This is a genomic window from Enterocloster bolteae, assembly GCF_002234575.2.
GTDB classification, from domain to species: domain Bacteria; phylum Bacillota; class Clostridia; order Lachnospirales; family Lachnospiraceae; genus Enterocloster; species Enterocloster bolteae.
Genome location: NZ_CP022464.2, coordinates 392555 through 409098 on the forward strand (window position 1 = coordinate 392555; position 16544 = coordinate 409098).

General features: G+C 48.4%; 14 protein-coding genes. All 14 read left to right on the forward strand.

The genetic code is table 11. The features are described from left to right. Window positions 1-96 precede the first annotated feature (96 nt). Window positions 97-645 carry a stage V sporulation protein T gene (spoVT, locus tag CGC65_RS01925; protein WP_002566305.1) on the forward strand — a complete coding sequence of 183 codons (549 nt, stop codon included), beginning with the start codon at window positions 97-99 and terminating at the stop codon, window positions 643-645. A gap of 374 nt (window positions 646-1019) precedes the next feature. Further along, complete coding sequence (locus tag CGC65_RS01930; protein WP_002566304.1) at window positions 1020-2126, forward strand: glycerol dehydrogenase; 1107 nt, start codon at window positions 1020-1022, stop codon at window positions 2124-2126. A 49-nt stretch (window positions 2127-2175) separates the two neighbouring features. After that, window positions 2176-3258, forward strand: coding sequence for a TRAP transporter substrate-binding protein (locus CGC65_RS01935; RefSeq protein WP_002566303.1), 1083 nt, complete (start codon window positions 2176-2178; stop codon window positions 3256-3258). A gap of 76 nt (window positions 3259-3334) precedes the next feature. Further along, on the forward strand, window positions 3335-3826 hold the full coding sequence (locus CGC65_RS01940) for a TRAP transporter small permease (protein ID WP_002566302.1): 492 nt from the start codon (window positions 3335-3337) through the stop codon (window positions 3824-3826). Next, window positions 3827-5110 carry a TRAP transporter large permease gene (locus tag CGC65_RS01945; RefSeq protein ID WP_002566301.1) on the forward strand — a complete coding sequence of 428 codons (1284 nt, stop codon included), beginning with the start codon at window positions 3827-3829 and terminating at the stop codon, window positions 5108-5110. Window positions 5111-5128: 18 nt separating this feature from the next. Further along, a complete protein-coding gene (locus tag CGC65_RS01950; protein ID WP_002566300.1) occupies window positions 5129-6433 on the forward strand; it encodes a glycine/sarcosine/betaine reductase component B subunit in 1305 nt (434 codons plus the stop codon). A gap of 11 nt (window positions 6434-6444) precedes the next feature. Further along, the gene (locus tag CGC65_RS01955) at window positions 6445-7755 is read left to right on the forward strand and encodes a glycine/betaine/sarcosine/D-proline family reductase selenoprotein B (protein ID WP_227179513.1); all 1311 of its coding nucleotides are present in this window, start codon (window positions 6445-6447) and stop codon (window positions 7753-7755) included. A 101-nt stretch (window positions 7756-7856) separates the two neighbouring features. Beyond that, window positions 7857-8717, forward strand: coding sequence for a MurR/RpiR family transcriptional regulator (locus CGC65_RS01965; RefSeq protein ID WP_002566297.1), 861 nt, complete (start codon window positions 7857-7859; stop codon window positions 8715-8717). A 10-nt stretch (window positions 8718-8727) separates the two neighbouring features. Then, entirely contained in the window at window positions 8728-10245 is a 1518-nt protein-coding gene (xylB, locus tag CGC65_RS01970; protein WP_002566296.1) for a xylulokinase, read from the forward strand. A gap of 194 nt (window positions 10246-10439) precedes the next feature. Beyond that, the gene (locus tag CGC65_RS01975; RefSeq protein WP_002566295.1) at window positions 10440-11675 is read left to right on the forward strand and encodes a C40 family peptidase; all 1236 of its coding nucleotides are present in this window, start codon (window positions 10440-10442) and stop codon (window positions 11673-11675) included. Window positions 11676-11704: 29 nt separating this feature from the next. Next, entirely contained in the window at window positions 11705-12925 is a 1221-nt protein-coding gene (locus tag CGC65_RS01980) for an N-acetylmuramoyl-L-alanine amidase family protein (protein ID WP_002566294.1), read from the forward strand. 22 nt (window positions 12926-12947) lie between these two features. After that, complete coding sequence (locus CGC65_RS01985; RefSeq protein ID WP_002566293.1) at window positions 12948-14156, forward strand: N-acetylmuramoyl-L-alanine amidase family protein; 1209 nt, start codon at window positions 12948-12950, stop codon at window positions 14154-14156. Between the two features lie 444 nt (window positions 14157-14600). Beyond that, window positions 14601-14906 carry a flagellar hook-basal body complex protein FliE gene (locus CGC65_RS01995; protein WP_002566292.1) on the forward strand — a complete coding sequence of 102 codons (306 nt, stop codon included), beginning with the start codon at window positions 14601-14603 and terminating at the stop codon, window positions 14904-14906. 29 nt (window positions 14907-14935) lie between these two features. After that, window positions 14936-16543 carry a flagellar basal-body MS-ring/collar protein FliF gene (gene fliF / locus CGC65_RS02000; RefSeq protein ID WP_002566291.1) on the forward strand — a complete coding sequence of 536 codons (1608 nt, stop codon included), beginning with the start codon at window positions 14936-14938 and terminating at the stop codon, window positions 16541-16543. Window position 16544: the final 1 nt, after the last annotated feature.

Consider the following 16544-nt stretch of genomic DNA (forward strand, 5'->3'; position numbering starts at 1 on the left):
GTTACTTTAAGTATAAATTCCTCTGTTTGACAGATACTACATTTACGGGCAACAAAGAAGATAAATGACAGAAAGTAAAATGGAGGAATTTTGTTTATGAAAGCTACAGGAATAGTCAGAAGAATTGATGATCTGGGCCGTGTGGTCATTCCAAAGGAAATTCGGAGGACCCTGAGGCTCAGGGAAGGTACGCCGTTAGAGATATTCACAGACAGGGAAGGAGAAATCATCCTTAAAAAATACTCGCCTATGATGGAGCTCACCTCATTTGCCGTGCAGTATGCAGAGGCCATGGCACAGTCCACCGGCCTTTTCGTATGCATCACGGACAGGGACCAGGTCATAGCTGTGGCAGGAGGGGCCAAAAAGGACCTGCTCCAGAGAAATATCAGCCGTCAGCTGGAACAGGCAATCAATGAGCGCAGCACTGTCATCGCTGCCAGGGAAGACAAGGCATTTATCCAGTTAGTGGACGAGGAGCTGGAGGGAATCAGCGCCCAGGTGGTGGCGCCTATTATCTGCGAAGGCGACGCCATTGGCGCCGTGGCTCTCATGAGCCGTGAGCCAAGGGCCAAGTTCGGGGACGCCGAGATGAAGCTGGCATCCACGGCTGCCGGGTTTCTGGGACGGCAGATGGAAGGCTAACCGTTATATATGGAATTTTCAGTGGTATCCCGGCACGGGGAAGCGTTATCGCAGCCCTGTGCCGGGATGTTTCTGTTTTCAGGCTTTTATTTTTTGGTTATTACGCAATATATAGCCATTTCTGAAAATTATTTTAATAAAAGGCGTGGGGGATTTAAATTAATTTGCGATAAAATAGGAATAATACACAATAAAACACAAAAAAATTAGATATAATGTAGAAAATATAATAATGGACAGAAAAAACTTGAAAATTATTTTCATATAGATTATACTGAGTCCAGATAAAGAACGACGTCGTGATTTGCTGGAACTTAGCGGTTGTTTTATTTTGAAAGGAGGACGAACACGCTTGGGGAGTGTGTTCAAGAAGCATGGTTAATTCAACAACGAGAGCCTTTGGCAGTCCTTTTAAGTACGTTCAGGGACCAGGAGAATTTAATCACCTGCCGGAGTATTCAAAACCTTATGGAAAGGCATGTGTGATTATTGATAGTTTTTTGTATGCAGAGTTAAACCAAAAATTGGAAAATACATATGGAGAAAGTGAGGGGGAGTTTTTTTCTATCTGTTTTAAAGGAGAATGCTGCGACGATGAGGTGCAAAGGATTTGTGAAATTGCCAGAAGTAATGGCGCAGCTCTTATTGTAGGTGTAGGCGGAGGTAAAACGCTGGATACCGCCAAGCTTTGTGCCGATAGCGTGGACCTGCCTGTTATCATTGTTCCCACATCTGCCTCTACAGATGCTCCGGTCAGTGAGATTGCTGTGCTCTATACAGCGGATGGGGAATATATAGGTTCAAGAAAGATGAAACACAATGCTCATTTAGTGCTGGTGGACAGCGAGATTATCGTTAAAGCACCGAAGCGTTTGTTTGTAGCCGGTATGGGGGATGCTCTGGCTACTTATCCGGAAGCCTTAGCCTGCCAAGGTTCTGATTCTCCTAACTATATTGCAGGCGGCCGGCGCCGCTGCAAAGCTGGTATGGCTATTGCTAAATCCAGCTGGGATATTCTTTTTTCTGACGGACGCAGTGCCTTGACGGCATTAGAACGGGGAGTCATTACGGAGTCCTTGGAGAATGTGATTGAGGCGAATACCCTATTAAGCGGCCTCGGTTTTCTGAATACAGGATTGGCTACAGCCCATGGCATCCATTCTGGTTTGACCATGATACCTTCCACTCACAAATATCTTCATGGAGAGAAAGTGGCCTTTGGCATCGTATGCCAGATGGTAATGGAAAACACACCTGCAGAGACTGTGGATAAGGTAATGCGTTTTATGGTGGATATCGGCCTGCCCGTCACGTTAGAACAGCTGGATGTGGAACCAATAGAGGAAAATATCACAGCGATTGCAAAAAAGACAGCAGATGGACCTCTGGTTCATCAGGAACCAGTTTTCATAACAGAGAAAATAGTATATGACGCTATTTTGATGGCGGATGAGCTGGGTAAGAAATATAGGGGTATGTAAAAAAGACAGGGTGTATTTCAATATTAAATGTATAAGGAAGGGTGCAACTATGAAAAAAAGATTGATTCGTGTTATGTCGTCATTGATGTTCGTATGCTTACTGGCAGGCTGTGGCAGCAAAAGCAGTTCAGGAAACGCAGTAAGTGAAGCTCCTTCAAAGAACGAAGGAACGGAAAGTGTGGCGGAGGTGGCTGCCTCAGGAAATGCAGAAATAACCCTGGAATTTGGGCATATCCAGAATCCCGGTCATGCATTGGCCATTGCTCCGGAAGAGTTTAAGGCTCTGGTGGAAGAAAAGTCCGGCGGCCGGGTAGCAGTCAATATTTATCCCTCCAGCCAATTAGGGTCTGCCCGTGAAATGATGGAGCAGGTTACGATGGGAACCCTGGATATGACATGCTGCGATACTGCTGACTGGGCGGCTGCTCTCAATATACCTGAATTGGCTGTATTTAATATGCCGTTCCTTACAAAGGATTTGGCAACCCAGGCAGAACTAATCCGCACTATTATTCCGGAGGAAGTACCTAAAATGCTGGAGGGATCCGGAACCCGCCTTCTCATGACCTATTCCAACGGTATCAGGCAGCCTCTTTTAAAAAATAAACCTATTACATGTCTGGAGGATATAAAGGGGCTTAAAATGAGAACAGCAGAGACGCCTCTGTATGTCAACCTTTGGAATGCACTTGGCGCCAGCACGGTTACATCCGCCTGGAGTGAGGCATACACCCTTCTTCAGCAGGGAGTGGCTGATGCGGTGGAAGCAGATGTAACGGGCTTGGTGAATCAGAACCTTCAGGAGCAGGGGAAATATCTCTCTAAAATCGGTCATTTAGGCGCAATCTACTGTGTATTTATCAATGAAGACAAGTGGAATTCCATACCGGAGGATTTACAGGGCATAATATCAGAATGTGCTCTGGAAAGCCAGGAAAAACAGTTGTCCAGCCGTCAGGCTTCAGATGATGCAGCTGAGAAAGTTATGGCAGATGCTGGCGTTGAAATCAACGAGATTTCTCAGGAAGAGCGCAGCCGAATGAAGGATGCATGCCAGTCCATCTATGATGAATATATAAATAATTACAACCTGGGCGACCTCATCGACCGCATGCTGGCATTGAATAATTAATTTAGGAAAGCAATGATGCGTGTACATGGGTTAGGACATGTATGCGCATTTTTCTTAGAAAGGAGTTCTGTGAATTATGAAGACATTGCTTAAACTGGACCAGGCTATTGAAACAATTCAGACCTGGTTTTGCGCACTGATGTTTATAATGATTCTCATTTTTGGTACAATACAGGTCTTTGGCCGTTTTGTTCTGAGTTCTGCGCCTCCATGGACAGAAGAGGCCATGCGGTTCTGCGGAATTTATCTTACCTTTATCGGGTCCGCATTGACTGTCAGGGCGGACGCACACGTATCTGTGGATATTCTCATAGGATTTTTGAAGGATAATAAAATCCGGGCCGGACTGTTTGTGGTTTCCAGGCTCATATGCGTGGTATTTTTGATTGCATTTTTTCCGGGAGCCATTACCCTGGTACAAAAAAGTGGCAATTCCCTGGGGGCGGCTATCAGAATTCCCTATTCTTACATTTATGCGGCGGCGCCGGCCGGTATTATCATGATGCTCTGCGCTTATGCCAGTGCCATACCGAAATTGGCCCGACAATATGCAAAGGGGGAAAAATAGATGATTACAATAGCTATTATTACGCTTTTGATTTTTCTGGTACTGGGCGTTCCGGTCAGCTTTGCCATTGGTCTGTCAGGACTCCTGGCAATTGTTATGGGCAGCGATGTGCCGTCCTTTATGGCCGTTCAGCAGGCAATCCGCGGTATGAATTCGTTCTCTCTGATGGCAGGTCCTTTATTTATTCTGGCGGGTGAAATTCTGGGAGCCGCAAAGCTTTCCAAACGTATACTGGACTTTTGCCGGGCCTGTATCTCGCAGCTTAGGGGCGGTCTTGGCATGGTGTCGGTTATGGCTAATATGATTTTTGCCGGAATATCAGGATCGGGAGCCGCCACTATGAGCGCAGTCAGCACACTTACAGTACCGGAACTAAAAAAGGCCGGGTATGACCGTGCATTTATTGCTTCCATGATAGCCGGTTCCGGTGCCCTTGCTCCTATTATCCCGCCCAGCACCAACATGATTGTCTATGCGTCACTTACCGGATTTTCTGTGGGAAAGCTGTTTATGGGCGGAATCATTCCAGGCCTTTTGATTGGTTTTGCGCTTATGGGTATGTGTTATTGGTATGCCAGGAAATATAACGTAGACGCAGGGACCAGTACACTGGATTTGCACGTTGTATGGAAGTCATTTAAGGATGCGTTTTTTGCGCTCATAACCCCAATCATTATTATTGCCGGTGTTGTGTCAGGCATATTTACCGCCACGGAGTCAGGCATTATCGCCTGCCTTTACGCTCTGATTTGCGGCTTGTTTATCTACCGTACCTTAAAGCTTAAGGATTTGCTGGGAATATTTAAGAGAGCTACATCATCATCGGCTATGCTTATGATGATTATGGGAATCTCTAATATCTACTCTTATATATTTGCCAGGGAGAATCTGGCCGATACCATTAAGACCTTTATGCTTTCCGTTTCCACGAATCCCACTGTGGTGGTTCTGATTATTATTGGAATTATGCTGGTAATAGGATGTTTTATGGAAACTCTGGCTGCCACAGCTGTAATACTTCCAATCGTATATCCGTTGGTGATGAGCCTTGGTGTAGATCCGCTGATGTTCGGTGTGCTCTTTTCAATCGCTACCGTAGTCGGAGCATTGACGCCTCCGGTAGGCTTATACTTATTCTTGTCAATGAGCATTGCAGAGGCTCCGTTTAAGGAGGCCATACGCTATACGGTTCCGGTAGTACTGATTATTCTCGCGGTTATGGTGCTGATGTTAATCTGGCCGCCGCTAGTTACCTTTGTCCCACATCTGTTAATGGGCACATGATTTTAAGGAGGTTATTTAATGAAATTAACAGTTGAGACCATTCGGATTCAGGATTTGCAGTTCGGAGAAGAAACCTGTTTCCGGGATGGTATTCTATATGTAAATAAAGAGGATATTCTGGCTTTTGCGGCGTCAGAACCTTGCTTTGAAACCCTGAAGATCGATATTTCTTACCCGGGTGATTCTACCCGTATTATAAATGTGGTAGACGTGGTACAGCCCCGCTGTAAGGTTTCAGGAAATATTGACTGGCCCGGTGTTCTCACCGAAGAGTATGAGATTGCAGGAACCGGTGTTACCAGGGCAGTGGAAGGGGCAGGAATTGTCCTTTGCCAAAATGATACATATTGGTCCAGAAAATGGGGGTCCTTCGATATGAGCGGTGAATGTGCAGCGATGAATCCCTATGCAAAGATGCCGGAACTTGTGATTGAGCCTATGGCACCGGAAAATGCTGATTTTAGAGACTACAGGGAAGCTTTGCGCCGGATAGGGTATAAGACCAGTGTATTGCTGGCAAAGGTTACGCTGGGATGCAAGGCCAATACATCGGAGACATTTGACAATGAGACCCAGTATCCGGACCTGCCAAGTGTGGCTTATTCCTACCAGATTTACTCCAAGCAGTATGACACGCAGAACTACCGGGAACCCATGGTATATGGAAATGCGGTTCCGGACAGTCTTCCATTAGTCATGCAGCCCACAGAGATATTGGATGGAGCTATTTCCCTGTGCGGAGGATTCCGGTGTATTACCACATATGAGATTCAAAACCATCCGATTATTGTAAATCTTATGCGCCGCCATGGTAAGGATTTGAATTTCGCGGGCGTTCTGATTACGGTGACATCCGTGGAAGCCAAACACCGCTATCTGGTGTCAAAGATGGCTGCCAATCTGTTGAAGGAGGTATTTCATGCCGACGGTGTAATTGTAACAAAAGGGGTGGGGGGAGCATCCACGCTCTGCGTTGGAGCTATTGCCAGTGAAGCCGAAAAGCTGGGAATAAAGGCGGTTCCGGTCATACAAATACTCAATGGAAAGAGCAATTTGGGGATAGAGTGTATGATTAGTGAAAAAAATGTGGATTCCATTGTCTGCTCAGGTACTTATTACCATAACTTTACTCTTCCGCCGGTGGAAACTCTGTTGGGCGGGCCTCAGGATGCCCTTTATCTCAGTGGAGACGACGGTGTAATCGGAGGTCATAAAATAGCTACGGGAGATCCCGCAAAAGGGCAGGTGCGTTCCACCTATATGAAACAGGTGGGACTTATGAGCCAGATTGGTTATTCACATGGAATGGCAGTAGATTATTAAGGAGGAGAAGCATGGAGACAAAAAAATGGAGAGTTGTCTGCTATGTCAATCAGTTTTTTGGCCAGATTGGCGGCGAAGACATGGCTCACGTGGGATTCAGTGTAGAGGATAAACCAGTAGGCCCGGCGGTTCTTTTCCAAAATTTGATGAAAAATGACTGTGAAGTAGTGGGAACCATTATCTGCGGTGATAATTATTTCGCCGAGAATATTGAGCGTGCTGTGGTTGAGGGGGTAGAACTGGTTCGCTCTATGAAGCCGGATCTTTTTATCGCCGGACCTGCCTATAATGCCGGACGTTATGGGATCAGCTGCGGTAATATGGCAGCAGCGGTGGGAAGGGAATTGGGGATACCCACAGTGACGGGGATGTATCCGGAAAATCCAGCAGCTGATTTATTCCGTAAAGATACATATATTGTAAAAACAGAGATTCTTTCCTCCACCCTGAGAAAGGCGGCTCCTGTCATGTGCAGTATAGGGCTGCGTCTGCTAAAAGGAGAACACATTGCAGGTGCACAGGAGGAAGGCTACATTATCCGGGATATCATTCTGAATGAGGAGCAGCCCCTAAATGCGGCGGAACGTTCAATTGAAATGCTTATGAAAAAGATGAGAGGGGAAGCCTTTAAGAGTGAGCTTCTGCCGCCTGCCTTTGATGTGGTGGATCCGGCGCCTCCAGTACAGGATTTAAAAACAGCCCGTTTAGCGTTGGTGACTGACGGCGGTTTGATTCCGGAGAGCAACCCTGATAAGCTGAAACCAAATGGAAGCACTACTGTGGGGTGTTATAACTGGGATAGCCTGATGTCTGATAAATACTTTGTAATCCATAGTGGTTATGATGGGACTTGGGTAATGGAAAATCCTTACCGCTTGTTACCTGTGGATGTGCTGCGGGAGATAATAGAAGAAAAAAAGCTGGGATATCTGGACCCCCAGGTCTATGTTACCTGCGGTAACTGTGCTTCTGTAGCAGCCGCAAAAGTAAAAGGGGAGCAGATTGCCAAAGGACTGTTGGATAAGGGAATTACTGCCGCCATTCTTACCTCTACATGAGGTACCAGCACTCGCTGCGGAGCAACGATTGTGAAGGAAATCGAGCGTGTGGGAATTCCAGTCACTCAAATATGTGCGGTTGTGGATATTGCAAAGTCTGTGGGAAGCTCACGGATTCTTCGTGGATTTGCCATTACCTGTCCGGTGGGAAACCCATCCTTAAGCCAAACGGACGAGAAGGTTTCACGGCGCCGTTATGTGGAGAAAGCGCTGAGCATGCTGACAAAGCCGGGTTCCAGGGGGGCTGTGGAGGACGTGCTGTAAGACAAAAGAGATTTAGTGCTTATTTGCCCTAGACACACTTATGGTTTACGTATAAAATGAATTTTAATCACAAGTTTCGAAATAAAAAGGGGGCAAATGATATGGGAGAAAATATAAGCAATGGTACTTTATATGACCGTGTAGAAGAAAAACGTGGATCTTTATCTAAAAAGGAGCTGGAAACAGCGGAATATATGGCTGCACATCAGGAACAGCTAATCTATTCATCTATAACGGATCTGGCAGAGAGAGCAGGAAGCAGTGAGGCTACTGTTACCAGAGTCTGTGGGAAACTGGGATACAGGGGATTTCAGGCATTAAAAGTGGGGGTGGCCAGAGAACTCACAACTCCTCAGGAGAAAATACATGAGAACCTTGAAGCTGATTCGCCGGCAGAGGTTATCATAGAAAAGATATTTTCCAGTGCTATAGAAACCTTGTCCATGACACAGAAATCCATCAATGTTAAGGCAGTTGCAGCCAGTATAGATGCATTGTGCCGGGCCAGACGCATCATTATTATAGGTAACGGAAACTCTGCATCTATTGCTGCGGATGCCCAGCATAAGTTTTTGCGGTTGGATTTGAATGCCCACGCCTATACAGATGATCATATGCAGATGATCGCAGTGTCCTCGATGACAGACCAGGATGTGCTGCTGGCGATTTCCTATTCCGGCAGTTCCAGAAATGTAGTGGAAGCTGCCCATCAGGCTAAGGAGCAGGGGGCTACTGTGATTTCACTGACCAATGAGGGCAGTTCGCCTGTTTCAAAGCTGGCGGATATTTGCCTGAATACATATTCTCAGGAGACTAGATATCGTACCTATGCTATTTCTTCCCGTATGGCAGAACTTACTATTATTGATACTATCTATACCGGCGTGGCGCTGCGGCTGGGGGATAAAGCAATCGCTAATTTCGAAGCACTGGAGCGGGCGCTGGTTGTAAAAAAATATTAGAGGAGAGCCTATGAAAAAATTATTTGGTGTAGATTTTGGTACCGGAGGATGTAAGGCTACTGTGATTGACTTAGAGGGGAATATCCTGGCATCAGCTTTTCAGGAATATCCATCTGAACATAAAAAACCAGGATGGTCCGAACAGGACCCGGCCCTTTGGATTGAGGCATTTATCAATACCGTTACTGCCTGCCGGACGCAGATGAATGACGGATTTGATGGTATGCTGGGTCTGGCAGTTACCGCTTCCACTCATAATGCAGTTTTACTGGATGGAAACGGACAGGTAATCAGACACTGTATTATGTGGAATGATCAGAGAAGCGGGGAACAGTGCCGTTATTTAAAGGAGAAGCATGGGGAAGAGATTTTTAAAATTGGAATGCAGATGCCGACTCCTACATGGACACTGCCGCAGCTTCAGTGGGTTAGAGAGAATGAACCGGAAAATTATAAGAAAATCCGCCGTCTCATGTTTACAAAGGATTATATCCGTTCCTGGGTTACAGGAGATTTCTGTACGGATATTGTAGATGCTCAGGGCAGTCTGCTTTTTGATGCCAGGAAACAATGCTGGTCAGAGGAACTATGCAATATGGTGGGATTGCCGGTGGAGGTTCTTCCGGAGATTCGAAAGACAAAGGAGATTGTAGGAACGGTACGGGAGGAAGTGTCTAAACAGACAGGCCTGCCAGGAGGGCTGCCGGTTATAGCAGGCTGTTCCGATACAGCAGCAGAGGATTTCAGCGCGGGTGCTGTAAAAAATGGTCAGATTATCATTAAGCTGGCAACTGCCGGCAATGTCAATCTGGTTACAGACCAGGCGGTGCCTCACGATAAGACATTTACATACCCCTATTCTGTGGAAGGAAAATGGTACACCGTTACGGCTACCAACAGCTGCGCATCTGCGTACCGCTGGATGAGAGACAGTCTTTACCCTGCGGAAAAGGAACAGTGTGACAGGGAGGGAAGAGATGTTTATCTTTTAATGGATGAGCAGGCCGCATCAGTAGAATTAGGCTGTCAGGGACTTTTGTTCCACCCCTATCTACTGGGTGAACGCTGCCCCTATTTTAATCCAAATGCCAGAGGCGATTTCTTTGGAGTGAGCATGGTCCACAAAAAAGGGCATTTTGCCAGAGCGCTGTTGGAGGGCGTTGCATTCAGCCTTTATGATTGCCTTCAGGTACTTAAGGAGTTTACGGATAACATGGAAGATATCGTGATTATAGGAGGCGGAGCGAAAAGCCCGCTGTGGTGTCAAATTGTCAGCGATATATTTGGCTTGGAGGTGAAAATGCCTCAAAATGCGGAATCTTCATTTGGCGGCGCGCTTTTGGCTGGTGTTGGTGTGGGGGCATTTGCCGATGAGTTAGAAGCGGCAGGAAAATGCATTCGCATGAAAAAGACTTATTACCCCGATATGGAAAATCATAAAAAGTATATGGAATTATTTAAAATTTATAAGGAAATAGCAGATATGTCGGGCAGCGTATGGAAAAAACTGGCAGAGTTTTCAGCGTAAGTCTGTAAGCTGGGTTTTAGTGTGCTTTGATAAAGTTATGTATAGGTATCCCGGCACGGGGGAGCGTTATCGCAGCCCTGTGCCGGGATGTTTCTGTTTTCAGGCTTTTTTCCTGGTTACATTTGTGTTATACTGGCATTGTTAAAAAGTGATATGTAATTTGGGAAGGGTAAATAGGTATACATAAGAACGGTATGGGAATCAATGGTAACCGGGGGCGCCAAAGGAAGGCGATACTGATTTTGGCAGTCCTTGTGCTGGCGGTCCAGGCGCCTTTGCCGGGCCGGGCATCACCTGTCACGAGGGCTGAACAGGAGAGGCGCAGGGTAGAGGAGGAGAAGTCCAGGGCAGAGTCTGAGGCGCAGCAGCTGGAAGAGAAGCTGGGGCAGTCCAGACAGAAAGAACAGGCCCTGGAGGAAGAATTGGTAAGGCTGCTGGCCCTTAAGGATATACTGGAATCCGATATGGAAGAGCTGAAGACCCAGATTCAGGTGGCAGACAGGGATTACCGTCAGGCCGAGGAAAAACGGCAGAGACAGTATGACATCCTTAAAAAGAGGATTCAGTTCCTGTATGAGGAGGGGGATATCACATATCTGGATATCCTTTTAAAGGCAAAGAACATAGGGGATGTAGTCAGCCAGACCGAATATTTCAGGCAGCTTTATGAATACGACCAGGAAATTATACAGAGATATGAGAAGCTAAAGCAGGAAGCTGCCGGGAAAAAGGAGCTGCTGGAGGAGAAACAATCCCAGCTTGAGGTCATGGAAGAGGAAAATGAGTCCCAGCAAAAGGAACTGGAAGGATTCATTGCGGCGAGGCAAAAGGAGAGCAGCAGTTTTGCCCTTGAACTGGAGGCGGCCCAGGCCCGTGCAGCCCAGGCTGCCGGGGAAGTGATAAGGAAAACAGAAGAAATACGTATCCTCAGGGCAAGGCAGGAGGAAGATCGTATCAGGCAGGAGAAAGAGCGCATCAGGCAGGAGCAGGAAAGCGCAGGGCGGGAGCCAGGAAGCGCAGGACAGGCATCAGGAGGCGCAGGCACAGCCGGCGGCCGGCCTGTGAAAAGCATAGGCGGCACTGAATTCGGCAGAAATGTGGCAGACTATGCCCTGCAGTTTGTAGGCAATCCCTATGTATACGGAGGTACAAGCCTTACCGGCGGAACAGACTGTTCCGGTTATACCCAGTCGGTATACCGGCATTTCGGCGTCAGCATTCCCAGGACGTCGGGGGAACAGGCGGGATTTGGCAGGGAGATACCATATGAGGAAATGGAGCCGGGTGATCTGGTCTGCTATTCCGGCCATGTGGCCATGTATATCGGAGGAGGCCGCATTGTACACGCCAGTTCCAGAAAAGAAGGCATTAAGGTGAGCAATGATCCGGCCTACCGGACCATTGTATCCATACGCAGGCCATGGCAGTAATGGGGATAAAGGATAAGGGGAGGTTTATGATGGGGATTAGGAACAGGTTCATATATTTTGCAGTCAGGGCAGGAGCAGGAGTATGTCTTGTGCTGGGAATATGGTGGTCTTGCGCCATGACTTCTTTTGCAGACGAAGCCATCAAGTCAGTGACCATAGCCGTTACCTCATCCGTGGAGATGGGGGGCAGCGGAAGCGTGTCTGCCACGGCGGACAGCACCAAGTATCATGTGGTGTCCTGCGAGTTTATCAACGGAAAGACATCCTGGAAGGCGGGGGAAATCCCGCGCATATCCATTGAGCTGGCGGCTGAGGAGGATTACTATTTCGGAAGCATCAGTTCCTCCAACGCGCATATACGGGGGGCCGAGTATGTGTCATCCAAGAAAAGCGACGCAAAGCGCAGTCTCACCATTACTGCCAAATTAAAAGGGGTCAAGGGGACTCTGGACCAGGTGGAGGAGGCTTATTGGGAAGAAACGCCTTTGGGAAAAGCCAGGTGGTCTAAGGTAGATGGGGCTTCCTCCTACGAGGTAAAGCTGTTCTGCGACGAAAGCATGGTCTACCATGTGCCCAGGACCAATTCGGTCAGCTATGATTTCTTTCCCTATATGACGGAAGAAGGGGATTACTATTTCAAGGTGAGGGCGGTGGCAAAGACCGAGTCTGAGTCTGATTACCTGAAAGCAGGCGGATGGACGGAGTCTGACAACCAGCAAATCACCAGAAAGGATGCCCAGGCAGCGGATAAGCGGGCTGTGTCCCAGGGAAAGGGAACCGCCGGTGTCAGCGTGAAGGACGGAACCGGCCCCAATGCCCAGGCTCCGGGGTGGGCCCAGGACGGAAACGGCTGGTGGTACAGGAACCAGGACGGAAGCTATCCGGTGGGCTGCTGGCAGGAGATTGGAGGAAAATGGTATCTTTTTGACATAAACGGATACATGCTTACAGGCTGGCAGTGGAAGAACGACAGGGAATACTACCTGACATCCAATGGGGACATGGTTACGGGCTGGCTCCAGTTCAACCGCATTTGGTATTACCTGGACCCGGAGAAGGGAAAACTGACAGGGCAGTGGCTGCAGCAGGGGAATGACTGGTATTATCTGAATCCGGACGGCAGCATGGCTGCCGGGTGGCTGCAATGGCAGGGCAGCTGGTACTATCTGGATCCGTCAAGCGGGCAGATGGTGCGGGATAAAGCCGTGGACCAGCATTATGTGAATCAGGCGGGGATATGGGTCCCGTAGCCGGCAGAAGGAGGAAATGATGATGTATGGATGGAAGAAGGCGGCCGCGGCATTGGGAATCTGGGCGGTCCTCACAGCTGTATTTCCTGCTGTTTCCATAGCAGCAGTCAAGACAGAGACGAGGACACCCATCACCAGCGTATCGCTGAAGGTGCGTTCCGATGTACAGGCGGATTATGAGCTCAATGAGGCCACGGTGTATGCCACCACGGACAGCAGCCTGTATACCATCGGCGCTTATAAATGGGCTGCCAAGAATAATAAGGATTACTGGGAACCGGGGGATGAACCAAAAGTGCAGATTGAGATACATGCCAGAAGCGGCTACTATTTCAACAGGACCACAGGTCCAAGCAAGTTCCAGATTGACGGGGCAACCTATAAGTCGGTGAAAAGGACCAATAATGATGAGACACTGCTTCTTACGGTATTGCTGACTCCTGCTTCCGGCACACTGGAGATACCGGATACAGCTGAGTGGATGGGATACCCGCCGGGAAAGGCTGCCTGGGCCCAGGTGCCCTATGCCGGCGCTTACGAGCTGAAGCTTTACCGGAATGGACAGATGGTCCAGGGCATACCAAAGGTGATTGCCACGAATTATGATTTTTACCCCCTGATGACCACAGCGGGAACCTATCAGTTCCGCGTCAGGGCCATACCCAAGGACACGGAGGAGACAGCTTACATCACCAGCAGCGACTGGGTGTATTCCGATGAGCTGGATATAGATGCGGATGAGGTCTGCACTCTGAGCGGAGGCGCGGTGGGCGGTCCGGACAAGGCTGATGCGCTGACCCCTTCCCAGCTGGGATGGATTAAGGATGATGAGGGCTGGTGGTACAGGAACACAGACGGCACCTATCCCATCGGTACATGGAAGAACATTGACGGCAGGTGGTATCTCTTTGATTTCAGCGGATATATGCTGACGGGCTGGCAGCAGAAGGATGGCAATTACTATTTCCTGGATATGAATGGAATTATGCAGACAGGCTGGCTTCAGGACAGCCGGAAATGGTATTATCTGGGAAATGATGGAATCATGTATAAGGGATGGCTTACAGCCGGAGACGGCATGTACTTCTTTGACCAGGACGGAAGCATGCATACGGGCTGGCTGCTGGACGGCGGCAATTGGTATTATATGAGCCCGGAAAATGGGCGCATGGTTAAGAATGCTTATATAGAGGGACGGTACCTGGATGGTTCCGGGATTTGGCATAATTAATGACAGGCAGAACCCATAGAAGGGCTGCAGCTGAGCTGCGGCAGAGGTCTTGTAAGACCGGAATCATATATGGCATAAATCAGATACGGCAGAAGCAGAATACAGCAGAAGCAGAACACAACAGAAGCATAATACAGCAGAAGCAGAATACAACAGAAGCAGAATACAACAGAAGTGAGATACGGCATAATATAGCACATTAAGTTACCCAATCAGAAAAGAGCAGCAGCAGGTTTACAAAGAAACATCCTGAGGCTGCTTTTTTGTCCCCTATCCATTATATGGAAAAAATTACCAACATCCGGTTTTTCCTATAAACAGAGTCAAAATGGTTACAAAACAGTTTCTAAAACATTTATTTTTGTTGACGGAGTGACTGAATGGGGATATACTTAAAATATTGGATAATTGTGTAAATAACGTGGGTTAAACGGGGGGAAGATTATGTTTATCATACCGGTGATAAGGATGGAGGGGGTAGGAGACTTAACTGACTTAAAAAAGGACAGCACAGTTAAGGCGGTTCCGGAGAAACGCTTTGACAGTGTGCTGAAGGAGGCAGTCAGGGAGGCGGACCAGGCCATTAAGGATACCCAGATTATGGATATGAAGCTTGCGTCAGGACAGGTAGACAACCTGCATACCGCGCTGATACAGGCGGAAAAGACAGCAGCAGCAGTGGAATTCACTACACAGATTACTACAAAGGCAGTGAATGCCTATAATCAGATTATGGGTATGCAGGTCTAATACTGGATGAAGGATGTTACAATTGAATCATGGGGATAAAGGATAAGATAAAACCAGGAGCCGGCGGAAACGGCGTCATAGGACGGATCCTGGGAAGCGGCAGAAAGAAAGCCATGGCGGCTGGGGCAGCAGCGGCAGTAGTAGTAGCCCTGGCAGCCAGCATTATGTTAAACAGAGGAAATGCCGGCAGCTATGTAACATTGTTTCCAGGGATATCCAGGGAAGAGAATAACGAAATTTTGGCAGTGCTGGGCGGAAGAGGCGTGGCTGCCAAAAGGAATGATGAGGGCGAAGTGACGGTTCCGGAGGATCAGTTGGGCGACATCATGATAGAGATGTCAGAGCTGGGATATCCGAAAACGGCGCTTCCTTTTGATATTTTCTCGGATAATATGGGTTTTACTACCACAGAGTTTGAGAAACGGCAGTACCTCCTTATGAATCTTCAGGATCGTCTGGAACGCACTCTGAAGGATATGACAGGCATTAAGAATGCCATTGTCACATTGAATGTGCCGGATGAGAGCGCTTATGTATGGGAGGACGAGGATTCCGGCAGTACAGGTTCTGTCTCTCTGACTTTAATGCCTTCCTATGATTTGTCGCCGGAGAAGGTATCGGCTATCAAGAATCTGGTAGCGGACAGCGTACCGCGTCTGGCGCCTGAGCGTGTGACTGTGGTCAACGCGGAGACCATGCAGGAGATGGTATCGGACGACATAGGAAACACGGCTTACGGCCTGAACCGCCTGGATTTTGAGGCCAAGGTGGAGGAACGCCTGCAGAACAAAATCAAGAATGTGCTGACACTGGCCTACTCTCCGGATAAGATCCGGGTATCTGCCACGGTCGTCATAGACTATGACAAGATGATAACCGAGAATCTGGAATATGAACCCCAGGAGAACGGACAGGGCGTGGTGGACCACTACCGGGAAAGCAGAGGCGTGGCAGGCGGCCAGATTGGGGCAGGCGGTATTGCCGGGGAAGAGAACAACACGGACATACCTGCTTACGGCACTGCCGGAACAGGCGGTACCGCCCAGGGGACCGGGGATTATTACAGGGATGTGGATTACCTTGTAAGCTACATAAAGAAACAGATTGAAAAGGACAATGTAAAACTTCAGAAGGCAACTGTGGCCATTACGGTCAACGATGATAACCTGACAGAGTCCAAAAAGCAGCAGTTAATTGACGCGGCGTCCAAGGCAGCCAACATTGCGCCGGAGGACATCGTGGTATCCAGCTTCCGCGAAGTGCCGAAGGAGACAGCTCCGGCCAAGCCGGCGCTGCCTGTGCAGGCGCCTGTGGACACGGGAATTGATTACCGGACCATAGCCATTGCGGCCGGAGCCGGAATTCTTCTGTTTCTCCTGATACTGTTCCTGATTTTTGGCCGCAGGCGCAGGAGACAGATGAAGGAGGACCAGGAGCTGTTTGCTCCCTTTGAGGGAGAGGTGCCGCCGTCTGCGGATATGGAAGAGCGGGCGGAGGAGGCAGCGGTGCAGAATGATTTGGGCCGCATGCAGGTGAATCCGGAGGACCCGGTGGAGCAGGTACGTTCCTTTGCACAGATGAATCCGGAAATCATTGCATCCATGATAAGTTCATGGCTGAAGGAGGATAAAAAATAAG